Annotated in this window: 12 protein-coding genes; 5 read left to right on the forward strand and 7 right to left on the reverse strand. The window is 66.0% G+C overall.

Annotated elements, in window-relative coordinates; translation table 11 throughout:
* Positions 1 to 29 precede the first annotated feature (29 nt).
* Positions 30 to 2507 (forward strand): TonB-dependent siderophore receptor, encoded by a 2478-nt coding sequence (locus BXA07_RS24125; protein WP_076571648.1) that lies wholly within the window; start codon positions 30 to 32, stop codon positions 2505 to 2507.
* Positions 2508 to 2514: 7 nt separating this feature from the next.
* Here the strand turns inward: BXA07_RS24125 and BXA07_RS24130 are convergent, their stop codons facing one another.
* The 5 genes from BXA07_RS24130 to BXA07_RS24150 form a co-directional block, all read right to left on the reverse strand.
* Positions 2515 to 3402 carry a pirin family protein gene (locus tag BXA07_RS24130; protein WP_076571650.1) on the reverse strand — a complete coding sequence of 296 codons (888 nt, stop codon included), beginning with the start codon at positions 3400 to 3402 and terminating at the stop codon, positions 2515 to 2517.
* On the reverse strand, positions 3399 to 3797 hold the full coding sequence (locus BXA07_RS24135) for an OsmC family protein (protein ID WP_076571652.1): 399 nt from the start codon (positions 3795 to 3797) through the stop codon (positions 3399 to 3401). The genes BXA07_RS24130 and BXA07_RS24135 overlap by 4 nt, the downstream gene beginning before the upstream one ends.
* Before the next feature lie 77 nt (positions 3798 to 3874).
* Positions 3875 to 4594 carry an SIMPL domain-containing protein gene (locus BXA07_RS24140; protein WP_244556391.1) on the reverse strand — a complete coding sequence of 240 codons (720 nt, stop codon included), beginning with the start codon at positions 4592 to 4594 and terminating at the stop codon, positions 3875 to 3877.
* Between the two features lie 62 nt (positions 4595 to 4656).
* Positions 4657 to 6963 (reverse strand): SUMF1/EgtB/PvdO family nonheme iron enzyme, encoded by a 2307-nt coding sequence (locus BXA07_RS24145; RefSeq protein WP_076571656.1) that lies wholly within the window; start codon positions 6961 to 6963, stop codon positions 4657 to 4659.
* Positions 6964 to 6982: 19 nt separating this feature from the next.
* Positions 6983 to 9295, reverse strand: coding sequence for a coiled-coil domain-containing protein (locus tag BXA07_RS24150; RefSeq protein WP_076571658.1), 2313 nt, complete (start codon positions 9293 to 9295; stop codon positions 6983 to 6985).
* A 310-nt stretch (positions 9296 to 9605) separates the two neighbouring features.
* Here BXA07_RS24150 and BXA07_RS24155 point away from each other — a divergent pair, with 310 nt between their 5' ends.
* The 3 genes from BXA07_RS24155 to BXA07_RS24170 all read left to right on the forward strand — a co-directional run bounded on the left by BXA07_RS24155 (position 9606) and on the right by BXA07_RS24170 (position 11875).
* A complete protein-coding gene (locus BXA07_RS24155; RefSeq protein ID WP_076571660.1) occupies positions 9606 to 9842 on the forward strand; it encodes a hypothetical protein in 237 nt (78 codons plus the stop codon).
* Positions 9843 to 10031: 189 nt separating this feature from the next.
* Positions 10032 to 10730, forward strand: a complete 699-nt coding sequence (locus tag BXA07_RS31730; protein ID WP_348532971.1) for a YXWGXW repeat-containing protein — start codon at positions 10032 to 10034, stop codon at positions 10728 to 10730.
* Positions 10731 to 10846: 116 nt separating this feature from the next.
* A complete protein-coding gene (locus BXA07_RS24170; protein ID WP_170909732.1) occupies positions 10847 to 11875 on the forward strand; it encodes a transporter in 1029 nt (342 codons plus the stop codon).
* 54 nt (positions 11876 to 11929) lie between these two features.
* Here BXA07_RS24170 and rnk read toward each other — a convergent pair whose 3' ends face one another.
* Positions 11930 to 12337 carry a nucleoside diphosphate kinase regulator gene (rnk, locus tag BXA07_RS24175; RefSeq protein ID WP_170909733.1) on the reverse strand — a complete coding sequence of 136 codons (408 nt, stop codon included), beginning with the start codon at positions 12335 to 12337 and terminating at the stop codon, positions 11930 to 11932.
* A gap of 579 nt (positions 12338 to 12916) precedes the next feature.
* Here rnk and BXA07_RS24180 point away from each other — a divergent pair.
* Positions 12917 to 14809, forward strand: coding sequence for a putative bifunctional diguanylate cyclase/phosphodiesterase (locus tag BXA07_RS24180; RefSeq protein WP_083708504.1), 1893 nt, complete (start codon positions 12917 to 12919; stop codon positions 14807 to 14809).
* A gap of 51 nt (positions 14810 to 14860) precedes the next feature.
* Here the strand turns inward: BXA07_RS24180 and BXA07_RS24185 are convergent, their stop codons facing one another.
* On the reverse strand, positions 14861 to 16537 hold the full coding sequence (locus BXA07_RS24185; protein ID WP_076571790.1) for a peptide chain release factor 3: 1677 nt from the start codon (positions 16535 to 16537) through the stop codon (positions 14861 to 14863).
* Positions 16538 to 16686 lie beyond the last annotated feature (149 nt).

The following is a 16686-nucleotide window of genomic DNA, read 5'->3' on the forward strand; positions in this document are numbered from 1 at the left end:
AGCCCTTACCCTGAGCAGAAAGACCGAGCATGCAGCTGACTCCCCCCGTCCTCTATCCCGCCGCGCGCGCCATTCGCCTGGCCGCCATCGCCATGGCCTGCGCCGCCCCCGCCGCCTTCCTCGCCGCGCCCGCGCTGGCCCAAGGCCAGGCCGCCGCCACCGCCCCACAAAGCTACGCCATCGCGGCCGGTCCGCTGGCCGCCGCCCTGAACGACTTCGCCGTCGCCGCCGGCGTCAGCCTGTCCACCGATCCCGCGCAGACGCGTGGCCTGCGCTCGCCCGGCGTGCGCGGCAGCCACAACGTGGCGCAGGGCTTTGCGCAGGTACTGGCCGGCAGCGGCCTGGAAGCGGTGCAGCTGCCGAACGGCGCCTGGGTGCTGCGCCAGGCGGCTCCCTCCTCCGCGTCGGCGGTCGGCGTGGAAAAGAACATGGCTCCCGTGGTCGTGAACGCCAGCATGGAGCGCGACCCCGTCAGTGAACACAGCAACTCGTATGCGGCGCGCGCCGTCACCGTCGGCAAGGGCGTGCAGACCCTGCGCGAGATTCCGCTATCGGTCAGCGTCGTCACGCGCCAGAAGATGGATGACCAGAACCTCAACACCATCGACGCCGTGCTGGCCAATACCACCGGCATCACCATGTACGACAGCCCCATGGGCGGGCGCTATGTGTATGCGCGCGGCTTCATGGTCGACACCTACCAGTTCGACGGCGTCAACCGCGCCATGTACTACCCGCAGGCGAACAGCTTCACCAGCAATACCGCCGTGCTGGACCGCGTGGAAATCGTGCGCGGCGCCACGGGCCTGCTGCAGGGCACGGGCTCGCCCGGCGCCGCCATCAACATGGTGCGCAAGCGCCCGCTGGCGGAAAAGCAGGTGCAGCTGGCGCTCGGCGCGGGCCGCTGGAACGACGTGCGCGGCGAAGTGGACGTCACCGGTCCCCTGAACGAATCGGGCAGCATCCGCGGCCGCGCCGTGGCCGCGCATGAGCAGCGCGATTATTTCTATGACGTGGCCGACAGCCGCACGGACGTGCTGTACGGCGTGCTGGAATTCGAGCTGGCGCCGGGCAGCAAGCTGACGACGGGCGCCAGCCATGAAAAACTGAAATCGACGCCGTTTTTCTCCGGCATGCCCCGTTACCGCGATGGCAGCGACCCGAAACTGCCCCGCGAAACCTTCCTCGGCGCCGACTGGAACCGCTGGAACAGCCGCCAGACGGCCGTCTTCGCCGAATTCGAGCACCGCTTCGACGCCGACTGGTCGCTGAAAGCCAGCGCCAACTACACGCGCGAGCGGCATGACGTGAAATACATGTTCAGCCAGGGCGCGATCGACCCCGCCACCCTGGCGGGCATGATGATGTACGGCGGCGTGTTCGACTACGGCAGCACCAACAAGGGCCTCGACCTGTCGCTCGACGGCAAATTCAACGCCTTCGGCCGCCGCCACGGCTTCAGCGCCGGCATCAGCACCAACCGGCTGGAAAGCGACAGCGATTTCAGCCTGGCCCTGCTGAAGCAAGCGAACAATCCGCTGCAGCCGAATCACGGCGTGGCCGAGCCGAGCGACGCCTGGTTCCGCGAGAACAGCTACCGGGGCGATCCCAGCGTCACAAAAATGACGCAGACGGGCGCCTACGGCGTGGCCCGCTTCAGCGTCAGCGATCCGCTCACCGTGGTGGCGGGCGCGCGCGTGTCGAACTACAAATGGAGCAGCGTGTACCGCGACACGGGCGAGGTGTACATCGACCCGTATCGCGAAAACGGCGTCGTCACGCCGTATGGCGGCGTGATCTACGCATTCGACAAGCGCTGGTCCGGCTACGCCAGCGTTTCCGACATCTTCCAGCCGCAAAACCAGCGCACGGCCGAAGGCGCCCTGCTCGACCCGCTCAAGGGCCGCAACCTGGAAGCGGGCGTCAAGGGTGAACTGTTCGACGGCAAGGTGAATGCCTCGCTGGCGCTGTTCCGCATCGAGCAGCGCAACCGCGCCGAGCTCGACCTGGTCAATACCTGCTCGTCCGGCACGGAGTGCTATTTCTCGACGGGCAAGGTACGCAGCGAGGGCGTCGATGCGGAAATCAGCGGCGAAGTGGCGCCGGGCTGGCAGCTGTTCGCCGGCTACACCCTGAACAATTTCAAATACCTGGAGCAGACGTCGAATGCGGGCGTGATGTTCGCCAGCACCTACTCGCCGCGCCACATGCTGCGCGCGTGGAGCGACTACCGCCTGCCCGGCGCCTTGCAGCAGTGGAGCGTGGGCGGCGGCGTGAACTTCCAGACGGAGAGCTCGCGCGTGACGCGTGACGTGACCGTGGCGCAGGGTGCGTATGCCTTGTGGAGCGCGCGCGCCGCCTGGCAGATCGACCGCAACTGGACGGCGTCGCTGTCCGTGACGAATTTGCTCGACAAGCGCTACTACCAGACGGTGGGCGCGCCGGCGTGGGGCAATTTCTATGGCGAACCGCGCAAGGCGCAGCTGACCTTGCGCGCGCGCTACTAAGCGGGACTCAGGTCGCCGGGCGCAGGGGCGCCTTCGGCAGCGGGATGAATTCCGTCTCGCCCGGCACCTGCCCCATGCGCTGGGCGCTCCAGTCGTCGGCCGCCTGCGCCAGGCGCTCCTTGCTCGACGAAACGAAATTCCAGAACAAATAGCGGTGGCCGTCCAGCGGCTCGCCGCCGATGACGACGAACTGCACCGGACCGCCGCCTGCCGTCACGACAGGCACCTTACCCTCCTCCAGCAAGGCCATGGTGTGCGGCGCGAGCAGCACGCCATCGACCGATGCCTCCCCGCTGACCGGATAGATCGCCGCTTCCTGCGGCAAGCCCTCCAGCCGCAGCGCTTGCCCCGCCTGCAGCGCCACGTCCAGGTACAAGGTTTGCATATAGGTGCGCACGGGCGAGGTCCGGCCAAACGCCATGCCGATCAACACTTTGACGACGGCGCCATCGAGCGCCACGACGGGAATGTCGGCCTGCGGCGTGTGCGTGAAGCTCGGCTCGTCCTCTTCGTGCGCCTTTGGCAGCGCGGCCCACAGCTGCAAGCCGTGCGTGCGGTGTGGCCGTCCCGCCAGGTCCTGCGGCGTGCGTTCCGAATGCACGATGCCGCGCCCGGCCGTCATCCAGTTGATGGCGCCCGGTTCGATGCGCTGGCAGGAGCCGATGCTGTCGCGGTGGTCGATCGCGCCCTCGAACAGATAGGTGACGGTGGCCAGGCCGATATGCGGATGGGGGCGCACGTCGTGGTTGGCGTCGGGCGCCACGTCGATGGGACCGAAATGGTCGAAGAAGATGAAGGGGCCGACGGCCTGTTTGACGGCGGAAGGCAGCAGGCGGCGCACGACAAAGCCGCCGCCCAGGTCCTTCTCGTGGCTTTTCAGGATGGCCGCGCTCATGCCAGCACCGTCGTCACTTCAGTGGTGACCGCCGTCATCAGTTTGTGCAGCGGGCATTTGCCGGCCGCGGCCAGCAATTCCTGGCGCTGCGCATCCGTCAGCTCGCCCGTCAGGTGCAGCGTGGCAGCCAGGCGGTACACGCCCTTGCGCTCTTCGCTCGCATCGCGCTCGGTCGACACTTCCACGTGTACCAGGGGGATGCCCTTGTGCCTGGCGTACCAGACGACGGTGAGCGCCTTGCAGGCCGACAGGGCCGCGTCATACAGGTCGTGCGGCGAGGGGCCGGAATCGCCGCCCCCTTCATCCACCGAGGCGTCGGCGGAAATGATGTGGTCGCGCACGTGGACGATGTGGCGCATGGGTTGCGACTGGTCGCGGATGGCTTTGATGGTCATGGCGTTCCTTGGTGCGTTTGGAAAGCCACAATTTACACCGTTTGCCCGCTTTGCGCAGCCGTCGCCCGGGCAGCTGCCTATTTGATACGGAACAAGGCGTCGACCGTCTGCGCCATTTTCAGGCTGGTCACCATCAGCATGTCATCGGGGTTTTGCCGCTGGCGGCTGTTGGCGCGGTTGTAGCGGTCGGACGGCACCAGGCCCACCGCATTGCCCAGGTTTTTCAGCTGGTCCGACGAGATGCCGGCCACGGCGCCCACGCGCTTGCCGAAGCCGCGCGCCATGGAATCGGCCTTGCGCTGGGCATCCATGACGGCTTCGGCCATCAGTTCCTCCTCGATACGGATGCGCTGCGTGGCGCCGAAGGTGACGGCGAATGCATCGAGGTTGGGCATGGCCAGCAGCGGGCGCATGACGGCCGGCCACTTCGACAGGTCGGCCACGTTGACATGCACGCTGGCCTTGATCAGGTACTGCGGGTTGGCGGGGTCCTGTTCGGCGCCCTTGCGGATTTCCTTGCGCACGTCGCGCACCTCGATGCCGGCGGCCGCTTCGGCCAGGCCCTGCTCCGCCAGCAGCGCCTTGATTTCCGTAATGCGCGTCTGCACGAGGGCAGTCGCCGCCTCGGGCGAGGGGTCGAAAACGCTGACGTCGAAATCGATTTCGCCCAGGTCCGGCGTGACGAAGCTGTAGGCAGTGCCCGTCGCGTGGATGAAGGGATAAGCAGGCAAGTCGCCGGCCAGGGCGCAGATGGGCAGGCAGGCGAACACGATGGACAGCAGGCGGCGTTTGAACACGGAGACTCCGGCACGGTTAAGGTGCATGAAGTATCCGTCAAGATGGCGCATTTGACAATAAATCAATCGAGCGTGCGCGCCACCCGGAATCCCACGATATCGTTCGACAGCACGGTGGAAAAGCCGTTGCGCAGCGCCGAGCGCAGGTAGCGCGGGTGGTACAGCCAGGAACCGCCGCGCAGGATGCGCCGGCTGCTGTCGCTGCCCTCTTCCCATGCGCTGCCGTCGACGGGGGCGCCTTCGTAGTTGTCGTGCACCACGTCCTGCACCCATTCCCACACATTGCCATGCATGTCGAACAGTCCCCAGGAATTCGGCGCGAAGGTGCCCAGCGGCGTAGTGCCGCCCCGGTACACGCCGCGCGGGCCGCCGTTGTACACGTACAGGCCGTCGTAGTTGGCTTGCTCGGTGCTGATCGTGTCGCCCACGTTGAAGGCCGTGCGCGTGCCGGCGCGGCAGGCGTACTCCCATTCCGCTTCGCTGGGCAGGCGGTACTTGCGCCCGGTACGCTCGCTCATCCACGCCAGGTACAGCTGCGCATCGTTCCAGCTCACCCCCACCACGGGGTGCTGCTCGTTCTGCACGAAACCGGGATTGTCCCAGTCCGTCTCGGAACCGCCCGCCCAGCCAGTCGCCTTGACGAAGGCGCGCCATTCGCCCACGCTGACGGGGTGGCGCGCCAGCGCGAACGGGCGCTCGATGCCGACCCAGTGCTGCGGCAGTTCGCGCTCGAGCCACGCCTGCTGCGAGCCGGCCTGGATGGCGGCCTTGTGCTCCGTCTCGTGCGCGCCCATCTGGAAGCGGCCGCTGGGAATGAGCACCAGTTCCGGCCCCTGGCCCGAGCCATCGAGGAAATCGTCGCGCAGAATGCCTTCGGCATTGGCCACCGGTTCCGCGTGTTCCTGCTCCGGCGCCGGCGCGGATGCCGGCGCGGGGACAGCGGCAGCGCGGCTGGCCTCTTCACGGCGCGCGCGCTCCTGCTCCGCGCGGTAGGCCGCTTCCGCCTTGGCGACAATGGCCTTGCGCTGCAGTTCCTGGTGTTCCTGCAGCGCCATTGCCGCATCGGCTTCGCGGCGCGCGCGCAACTGGCCCCGCAGCGCCTCCTTGCGCAGCTTGCGCGCCTCTTCCGCTTCGAAATGGCGCTGCGCCTCCTGTTCGCGGCGCAGCTTGTCCAGTCGCTGCTTTTCCAGCGCCGCCGCCTGGATTTCCGCCTTGCGGCGCTGGTCCAGCTCTTCCTGGCGCGCACGCGCCTCCTTGACCGCCGCCTCGCGGGCCTGTTCGGCCGCCAGCGCCGCCTGCTTTTGCTGCTGCGCCAGACGCGCCTGCTCCTGGCGCGCCAGTTCCGCCAGTTCCTCCGGCGATGGCCCGGCCGCCCGTTCCAGCCCTTCCAGCAAGGCTTGCACCGACTGCGGCCGCAGTTCCGCCGTCAGCGAAAACCCGTTCTGCAGCACCTGCCACTGCGGCGCGTTGAGCGCCTGCGGCTTCGAAGGCAGGTCGCTGGCGCTGCGCGCGTCGTCGAACGGCATGCGCCCTTCGAGCATCTGGTAAATCATCACGGCCACCGCGTACACGTCCAGGCGCGGGCTGGGCTGGCGCTGGTGCGTGCCCGCCTCGGGCGCGCGGTAACCCTGCGTGCCCGCGTTCGGCGTTTCCAGCCCCAGGCTGCTGCCCGCATTGCGCACGCGCGTGGCGATACCGTAGTCGAGCAGCTTGATGTCGCCCTTCGCCGTCAGGAAGACATTGCCCGGCTTGAGGTCGCGGTGCACCAGCTTGTGCTTCTCCCACGCATACGACAGCGCGTCGGCCACCGGCTGCAGCAGCTCCTGCACGGTCGGCAGGGGCAGCGCCCCCTGTCGCCCCAGATAATGCTCGAGGTCTTCGCCATCGAGGCATTCCATGATGATGAAATAGCTGGCCGTGGCCGGGTCCTGCGCCCACTCGTAGACGCGCACGATGTTTTCATGCGCCAGCTTGCGCGCCTGGGTCGCTTCCTCGATCAGCAGCTTGGCATGCGTGGCGCTTTGCGTCAGCTGCGGCGGCAGGATCTTCAGCGCCACCATTTCGCTGCTGCCCAGCTCCGCGTGCGTGGCCAGGTCGGTCGCTTGCCACACTTGCCCCATGCCGCCCGTGCCGATCAGCCGTTCGAGCCGGTAGCGGCGGTTTTGCGGACCGATTTCCTGGCCCGTCATGAAGCCCAGCTCCGTGCCCTGGCGCGCGGGCGGCGGCGCGGGCGCGGGAGCGGCGCCCGGCGGCGCATACTCGGCGTCGAGGATGGCGTTCTTGCGGCGTTCAAATTCCTGCTCGCTGAGCAGCCCGTCGTCGTGGAGGGCGCGCAGTTCCCGCAGTTTTTCTCGTGCTTTTTGCATCATCTGGGGTGAAACGCTTCCATCAAGGCTGCAGGGCGACGCCGCAGGCGGCGCAGAATTTATCTTCCGGGTGGCCGGCGCGCAGCGCATGGCCGTTCTTGCAGCGCGCCGGCGCGGCAGCAGCCACCGGCTGCAGCGCCTGCGCCACGGCCACGCCCAGCTGCGCCTGCGCCGACAGGCCGTGCGCATGCGCCGCATTTTGCAAGTTGATCAGGTCGAGCTGCTGGCGCCGTTCGCGCTCCGCCTGGCCTTCCAGGTAGCTGCGCTCCTGCGCCGCGCTGTCCTGCGCCATGCGCAGCGCCTCCATCGGCGCGACGCTGTTCTCGGCCGCCGCCAGCGCGGCCAGCGCATGGATCTGCTCGGCGCTCATGCCCGCCTGCAGCTGCACCTTCAGCACCTGCGCCAGCGCGGCCGCGTTCTGCCCGGCGGCCATGGCCACCTTGCCCGTGTCGCTCAGGGAGCCGATTTTCTCGATGCGGTCGATGTCGATGCGCGCCAGTTCGGCCGCATGCGCCTGCTGCGCCAGCAAGGCTTCGTATTCGCCCTTCCAGCGCGCGTAATCGCTTTCGCGCTGCTGCGCCATGGCCAGCAAGTCGCGCTGCCATTGCGCCTCCTGTTCCAGCTGGCGCAGCTGCTGGCGCTGTTCCTCGATGGCCAGGGCGTCGAGCTGCGCCAGCTGCGCTTGCTGCTGCAGCTGGCGCGCATGCACGCCGTCGGCCTCGATGGTGCGCAGCAGCTTTTCCTGCTGCGCGATGGCGTCCTCGCGCGCGCCGCCGCGCCGCAGCGCCGCCACTTTTTCCGCGATTTCCGCCGCCTGCACCTGCGCCGCCTCGTCCTTGTGCGCCTCGGCGCGCAGCAGTTCGCGCTGGCGCGCCAGCTGCATCTGGTCTTCCCACTCCTGCACCCGCTCGGCCTCGCGCTTGCGCGCCGCGTTGGCCAGCATCAGTCCCTGCCAGGCCGCCTGGTGCTGCTCCGCCTCCAGCTGCGCCTCGCGCTGGGCCGCGTCCGCCTCCGCCTGGCGCAGGCGCGCCAGCTGAGTGCGGCGGCTCGTCTCGTCGTCGATCAGCAGCGCGCTCTCTACCTGCTGCGCGATCGACTGCAAGTGGACCTGATGCGTAAAACGCTGCTGCGCCAGCTGGATCTGCTCGCGCCCGTGCAGCTGCGACAATTCCAGCTCGCTGCGCATCTTGATGGCGGCCAGCGCCCGCACGTGCTCCCAGCTGGCCGCTTCCTCTGCCCGCTGCGCCCCCTTCTGCGCCAGTTCCTGTTCCAGCTCGCCCAGCGCCAGCGCGGCGCCATGGTCGAGCGCCTGGCGCCGCGATTTCGCTTCCAGGATGCGGCCATACAGGTCGATCTGGCGTCCGCGGAGCGCCTGCAGGCGCTCCGCTTCCTGGTGGCCCAGCTCGGCCTTTTCCACCGTCGCGTCCTGCCGCAGTTCGGCGCGGCGGTGCGCATGGCGGGCCGCCAGCTCCTCGCGGCGGATGCGCTGCCACTCTTCCTCGTCATACAGCTGGTCGAGCTGCTTCATGCGCTCCAGGCTGTGCTGTTCCAGTTCCTGCGCCGGCAAGCCGCCCAGCCACAGGGTGCCGATGGCGGCATCGCCGTTGCCGTCGCGCTTGTCGTGGCGCAAACTCAGCGTTTCCACGCGCGCCACGGCCAGGCCGGATGGCGCCAGGCGCTGCGTCAGGGCCGATTGCAGGCGTTCGTTCAATTCGGGGCGCAAATCGGCATTCGCGTCCATCTCGCGCAGCGCGCGGCTGCCGATGAATTCCAGCGCGATCTGGCGCACGGACGGCAGCAGCAAGGCGTGCAGGTGGGCGCGCGTGACGGCGCCCGGCGCGCGCATGAACTGGCGCGCGAACGCATCGGGCTGGCCCAGCGCGATATCGACGCGCAACGAGGCGGCGACCTCCAGCCGCTCCGTGCTGGCCAGGCCGGGAACATCGAATTCCAGGCTGACGGCATCGGCGCGCGCGATCAGCACCTCGGCCGGGCGCGCCGGCAGCAGCGCGGGCAGCCGCGCAAAGAAGGCGGCGCTGTCGTAGTCGCCAGCCGGTATCAAGGTGAAAGCGTCCGATTGCACGATCCAGGCACGCGACTCGGCCGGCACCCGCAGGCGGCGCGCCGCGCTGCCGAACAGCGAGGACAGCTCGCGCACGCCGAAGAACAGGGCCAACTGTTCGTCAGCCAGGCGCCACTGGTTGGCGTGCAGCACCGCGTCGCTGTCAGGCGCCCCCAGCGACAGGCCGCATTGCGCGCAGTAGCCGGCGGCAGCGCCGTTCCTGTGCTCGCAACGGGGGCAGCGGGCGCCGCCAAAACCAAACAATTGGAACATGTGTGACTCCTGATGAGAATGATTGCGCGCGCTGGCTACCGTAGCGATTCTAGCAGGAGCGCCGGCGGCGCACGCCACACCGCGCAGTCTCAAATAATGCCATGTGGCAATTGCATTCATATGCCCGGATACAGGGCTATTTAGGCCTCAATTCCAGCCGTCGGCCAGCCATCCACCCCCGCCGGCGTTTCAGCGCCGTTTTTTTGCAGGCCATCCCGCCAAAACCACGGCTGGTCGCATGCGCATGGCGGGCAGGCGCGCGCTTGGCTACAGTGCATGCATACCCACCCGCCACCCGAAAGGAATCATCATGAAAGCCTTGAAAAACATGGAAGTCATCTTCACCGTCGCCGTCGCCATCGCTTGCGGCGCCAGCTATGTCAGCTTCATGCAACCATCGGCAGCCAGGACGGCCGAAGTGGCGCAGGCGAACGCCATCCCCGTCGTGGTGGTCAGCGCCAGGCGCCTGACGGAACAGGAAAAGAAAATCTCGCTGATCGAAGAACGGCAAGCCTTGCTGGGCAATGCCACCGCCAGCGCACTGTGAGCCACGCATGACCACCCCACGCCGCCTGGCGCCAGCGTGAAGACCGCCGCGCCAGGCCGCCATTTGTATCCGCCGCGGATACACGGACACACAGCATTGTGTCAATTGTAATAAGTTGAATCAAAGGCGATCAGCATACCAGCAAGCGCCTATAGTCCATTTCAAGCAATCACCGAAATGGAGTACACCATGAAACCCATCGCACTCTACGCAGCAGCCATGCTGGCCATCAGCACCGCAGCCTTCCTGCCCGCGCAGGCCATGGCACAGAATCAGCTCGGCGTCAGCATTGTCGTCGGCAACGCCCCGCCTCCCCCACGGTTTGAAAGCGCGCCAGCACCGCGCGCCGGCTATGTCTGGGCGCCCGGCTACTGGAACTGGGACGGCCACCGCCACGTCTGGAACAGCGGCGAATGGCTGCGCGAACGCCACGGCAACCAGTACCGCCGCGCCGCCTGGGTACAGGAAAACAATCAATGGCGCCTGGACCGGGGCGGCTGGATCGCCGCGCAAGTGCAGCCCGTGCGCTATGACGAGATCCGCATCGCCCCGCCGCCGCCGCGCCGCGAAGCCATCCCGCGCGCCCGCCACGGCTACGTCTGGGCGCCCGGCCACTGGGAATGGCGCGCCCAGCGCTACGCCTGGACGCCGGGCGTGTGGATCGCCGAACGCCCCGGCTACGTGTATGCGCCGCCCGCCTGGAACCAGCGCGACGGCCGCTGGCAGATGGAGCAAGGCCGCTGGTCGCCGCGCGGCCCGAACGGCGACCGCGACCATGACGGCATCCCCAACCGCTATGACCGCGACAATGGCAACCGCCACGACCGCGATGGCGACGGCGTGCCCAACCGGGACGACCGCAGGCCCGACAATCCCCATCGCAATTAATACCCGGCTGTAGTCCCCGCCAAGGCCACCCATCGCGGTGGCCTTGTCATTTTCCGGACATATCCGTGTATTAACATCGCGCGACGATCAATCACACTGCGCGAGAAAGATTCACGATGGCGATGGAAACTGCCGGCTTTACCTATGGCTCGGACACCTCGGGCCTCGTCTGGGGCTTCCTGTTTGGCCGCGAGGCGCAGCCGCTGGCGCTCGACTCGACGGCCGCGCTGGCCTGGCTGGGCGATGGCGCGGCCAGGCCGGCGCAGGAATTCGTCTGGCTGCATTTTAATTTGTCGCATGCGGCCAGCGAAAAATGGCTGACGGCGCACACGCAACTGGCCGACGAATTCTATGAAACCCTGCACCAGGGCTCGCGCTCGACACGCATCGAACAGGCGGAAAATACCCTGATCGCCGTCGTCAACGACGTGGTGCACAATTTTTCGTTCGAAGCGTCCGACATTTCCACCATGTGGGCCAGCGTGGCGCAAAACCTCGTCATCACGGCGCGCCGCGCGCCGCTGCAATCGATCGAACGCCTGCGCCAGGCCGTCATCAAGAACCACGAGCCGATACGCTCGTCGGTGGAATTGCTGATCCACCTGCTGCGCGACCAGGCCGATGTGCTGGTCAACATCGTGCGCGACGCCGTCGCCCGGGTCGACGATATCGAGGATCACTTGCTGGCCGGGCGCCTGGTGCCGAAGCGCGAAGACCTGGGCGCCATGCGGCGCGTACTGGTGCGGCTGCAGCGCCTGCTGGCGCCGGAACCGGCCGCCCTGTTCCGCCTGCTGCAACGCCCGCCCGCATGGGTATCGGAGCTGGACAGCCTGGAACTGCGCCAGTCGACGGAGGAATTTTCGGTGGTGCTCAGCGATATGTCCTCGCTGCAGGAACGCATCAAGCTGCTGCAGGAAGAGATTGCCGCCAGCGTCAACGAGGAAAACAGCCGCAGCCTGTTCGTGCTGACCATCGTCACCGTGCTGGCCCTGCCGATCAACATCATCGCCGGCATGCTGGGCATGAATGTGGGGGGAATTCCGCTGGCCCAGCACCCGCAGGGCTTCTGGATCATCGTCGCCATCATCGTCACATTCACCGTCGTGGCGGGATGGCTGGTGGTGCGCGTGCAACGCAATAGTTAATTATCGGAAACACGGCCTGGCAGGCGAACGGCGGGCGCCGTCCGCCCTCACTGCTTAGCGGTGGTATTCGCCGGCCCGTTCAGGCTGATAGACGATTTCCTCGATCTTCACCTGCACCACGCCGCCCGGCATGGGCCAGGCGATGCTGTCGCCGACGGACAGGCCCAGCAGCGCGCTGCCGACGGGCGCCAGCACGGAAATGCGGTCGGCCTGGCCTTCCACGTCCTTCGGATACACGAGCGTCAGGCAGAACTCTTCCTTGTTTTCCACCGTGAAGCGCACGGTGGAATTCATCGTCACGACGGTCGGCGGAATCTCCTGCGGTTCGAGCACGTCGGCACGGCCCAGCTCATCGAGCAAGGCGGCCTTGTCCGGCGACAAGTTATTTCCCAAGGCATACAACAACGCTTCCAGTCGTTCCAGGTCTTGTGACGACAAAATAATTTTTGGTTTTTTTTCCAAGATATCCTCACTGATTATCATTAGGGCGGCGTCCGGTTTTGCTGGCGGCAACTTACCTGGCCGCGGCGGACAAAACAAACAGCATCAGAACGTCCATCATCAGCGGATTATGGACGAACTCGCGCGGCATGGCCATAGCGATTGCACCTTGCCAGGTAAAATTTATTAAAATCAACGACTTGCAAGGGCTGATCCAGTCAAAAAGTTAATCCATGCCGTAACGGACGCGGACATTGAAGTTATTCTTGACGGCATTTGTTTACTGTCAGCATGTTTTTAGAGAAAAAAACCGGCGGGCAAAAAAAGGATTAAAATTCAACTTGAATTATTATTAGAAAGACATGCCCCGCCTTTTCCGCCTGTCTTGTCGCCTTGCCTGCGGCCACCGGCGTGCTGCCTGGGCACTAAATTGCCGCACGCCCTGTACTTTCACGCTACGAAATGACAATATGTCGGCCTTAACAACACGTTGAGAGTTCCGGCTCACATCGGTTTTCATCAGACTGGAACGTAAAGTATGGCAGGGCGAGGCAGGATCACACGGGGCGGCGGCAGGCGGGGCCGGCAAGGGAGGGCGTCATGATGAGCCCATTGATGCTGCCATCGGCGCAATTGCGCGGCGACCGGATAGCCAGGCTGAACCTGGTGGCCGCGGCGGCCATGCTGGCAGCGGCCAGCCTGTTGCTGGTACTGTTCCAGTGGTTTTCCTTGCAAGCATCGCTGCAGCGCAACCTGCAGATACAGGCCGGCATGCTGGCCCCTGCCGCCAGCGCGGCCTTGCGCCAGGACAATCGTCTTGCCGCAGAGCAAACGCTCGCCTCGCTTTCCGCCGCCCCCCAACTCCAGCAGGCATGGCTCTACACGCCTTACGGCACGCCGTTTGCCCGTTACGCGCGCAGCGGCGCCGATGCGCCCCCCACCGCGCCGCGCCCGGGCCTGCACGTTGACTTTCTGACTGGCAACGCGGCCTTCACCGAGTCCCTGCCTGGCGGCGGCGCCCTGTTCCTGCGCACCAGCCTGGCGCAGCAATACCGCAGCCTCGCGCATTTTGCCGGCTTCACCCTGCTCGTCAGCCTGTGCGCGTTCGGCCTGACGACCCTGATGGTGCGCCGCACGCGCGCCGCCGCCCAGCACGCGGAAAACCACTTGCACTACCTGGCACACGTCGACCCCGTCACGCAGCTGCCGAACCGCCACGAGTTCAACGACGCCCTCGCCTACGCGCTGGCGCGCGCCGACCGCCAGGACAGCAGCGTGGGCCTGCTGCTGCTGGACCTGGACAACTTCAAGGTGGTCAACGACACCCTGGGCCACCACTGCGGCGACCAGCTGCTCAAGCTCGTCGCCGAGCGCCTGGTGGCCATCCTGCGCACCACCGACATCATCTGCCGCATCGGCGGCGACGAATTCGTCGTCATCGTCGAGCCGGCCGACGACGCCTCGGAAATGGCCAGCGTGTCGCGCAAGATCCTCGCCGTGCTGGCCGCGCCGTTCGCCCTCGAAGGCCACCAGCTGTACGTCAGCGCCAGTATCGGCATGAGCCTGTACCCGTTCGACGCGCGCGACGTGGCGACCCTGACGCGCAATGCCGACACGGCCATGTACCACGCCAAGCACCAGGGCAAGAACCGCTACGCCGTCTTCCAGCCGGAAATGGAGCTGCGCGCCCAGCGCCGCCTGCGCATGGAAGCAAACCTGCGCAAAGCGCTGCGCAACGAGGAACTGTACCTGCACTACCAGCCGCAGATCGACTTGCGCAGCGGGCGCATCGTCGGCGTGGAAGCGCTGATACGCTGGAACTGCCGCGACATGGGCCAGCTCAGCCCCAGCGAATTCATTCCCGTGGCCGAGGAAAGCGGCATCATCGTCGACCTGGGGCGCTGGGTGCTGCAAAGCGCCTGCCGCCAGGCGGCTGCCTGGTGCAAGGCGGGCCTGCTCGACTCGCTGGAACACGTGGCCGTCAACCTGTCGGCCTGCCAGGCGCGCGATCCGGGGCTGATGGACGACATCCGCGCCATCCTGCACGAAACGCAGCTGCCGCACGGCTTGCTGGAGCTGGAAATCACGGAAGGGGTATTGATGGACAATATCCACGCCAACGTGGAACTGATGCGGCGCCTGCAGGAGACGGGCATCCATTTGTCCGTCGACGATTTCGGCACCGGCTATTCCTCGATGTCCTACCTGAAGCGCCTGCCCATCGATCAATTGAAAATCGACCGCAGCTTCGTGCACGACCTGCCCGGCGAGGGCGAAGCCATCGTCACGGCCATCATCGCCATGGCGCACAGCCTGCATCTGAAAGTGGTGGCCGAAGGCGTGGAAACGCTGCAGCAGGTGGAGTTTCTAAGAAAAGCGGGCTGCGACAACGTGCAGGGCTACTTCTTCGCGCGCCCCATGACGGCGGCGCAGCTGACGGCATTGCTGCTGGAGCGGCGCGACTGGAGCACGCGCACGATCCTGCCGGCGTAAAAAAAGGCAGAACCGCCGGTTCCGCCCTCCCTCGCACCTAGTGCGTGTTCATCAAGCCAGTTTCGCCGAATGCTCGCGCGTGGCGTGGAACTTCAGCTTCGGCCAGCGCTCTTCCGTCAGACGCAGGTTGACGCCCGACGTGGCCAGATAGGCCATGTTGCCGGCCGCGTCATAGGCCACGTTGTGGCCCAGCGCGTTTTCGAAATCCTGCAGGACGCGCTTGTCGTCGCAGCTGACCCAGCGCGCACTGCTGATGCTGGTGCCCTCGAACACGGCGTCGACGCCGTACTCGTTGAGCAGACGGCTGGCCACTACTTCGAACTGCAGCACGCCGACGGCGCCCAGCACCAGTTCGCCGCCCTGCACCGGCTTGAAGACCTGCACCGCGCCTTCTTCGCCCAGCTGCTGCAAGCCCTTGTGCAACTGCTTGATTTTCAAGGGATTACGGATGCGAACGGAGCGGAAGAAGTCCGGCGCGAAGTACGGGATGCCGGTAAAGGTCAGCATCTCGCCTTCGGAAAAGCTGTCGCCGATCTGCATGTTGCCGTGGTTCGGCAAGCCGATGATGTCGCCCGCGTACGCCTCTTCCACCTGCTCGCGCGACGACGCCATGAAGGTCACCACGTTCGACACCTTGATCTCGCGGCCCAGGCGCAAGTGCTTGACCTTCATGCCGCGCTCGAAACGCCCCGAGCACACGCGCAAAAAGGCGATGCGGTCGCGGTGCGCCGGGTCCATGTTCGCCTGGATCTTGAAGACGAAGCCCGTGAACGGCTGCTCGGTCGGATCGACGGAGCGCACGGTGGCGTCGCGCTCGCGCGGCGCCGGCGCCCAGTCGACCAGCGCGGACAAAATCTCGCGCACGCCGAAGTTGTTGATGGCCGAACCGAAGAACACGGGCGTCTGCACGCCGGAGAGGAATTCATCCAGGTTGAACGGATGCGAGGCACCGTGCACCAGTTCGACTTCCATGCGCAATTGATCCATCTCAAGCGGGAACATCTCCTGCAGGCGCGGGTTGTCGATGCCCTTGATGATTTCAAAGGCGCCGTCGGCCTTTTCCTCGCCGGCCTTGAAGAGCATGATCTCGTCGTTCAGCAGGTGGTACACGCCGCGGAAGTTCTTGCCCATGCCGATAGGCCAGGTGACGGGCGCGCACTGGATCTTCAGCACCGATTCGAGTTCATCGAGCAGCTCCAGCGGATCGCGCGTCTCGCGGTCCATCTTGTTCATGAAGGTGACGATGGGCGTATTGCGCATGCGGCAGACGGCCAGCAGCTTGATCGTCTGCGCTTCCACGCCCTTGGCCGCATCGATCACCATCAGGGCCGAGTCGACGGCCGTCAGCACGCGGTAGGTATCTTCCGAGAAGTCCTGGTGGCCCGGGGTGTCGAGCAGGTTGACGACGTGGTCGCGGAATTCGAACTGCATCACGGACGATGCGACGGAAATGCCGCGCTGCTTCTCGATCTCCATCCAGTCCGACGTCGCGTGGCGGCCCGATTTACGGGCCTTGACGGTACCGGCCATCTGGATGGCGCCCGAGAACAGCAGCAGTTTTTCCGTCAGCGTGGTTTTACCCGCATCCGGGTGGGAAATGATGCCGAAGGTGCGGCGGCGCTTGACTTCGCGCGCGATCACGGCCGGCGCCTTGCTGCCGGCGGACGCCGCGGCATTGTCCGCGTTGTCGGTGGAATCGGGGGTGTTGATGTCGTTCTCGTTGGCCATATTGGTGACCATAATATGGCCCTCGCAAAAAACCCTCGATTTTACAGAAGGTTGAGCACTCCGTGTGAACTGTTCCACTCTTGCGCGCGCCAAAAATATCCGCGTCGGCGCCCGCTTCATCAAGGGGTCACAATTCACAGGCAACATTG

It is taken from the genome of Janthinobacterium sp. TND4EL3 (assembly GCF_900156175.1).
Classification (GTDB): Bacteria; Pseudomonadota; Gammaproteobacteria; order Burkholderiales; family Burkholderiaceae_D; genus Janthinobacterium.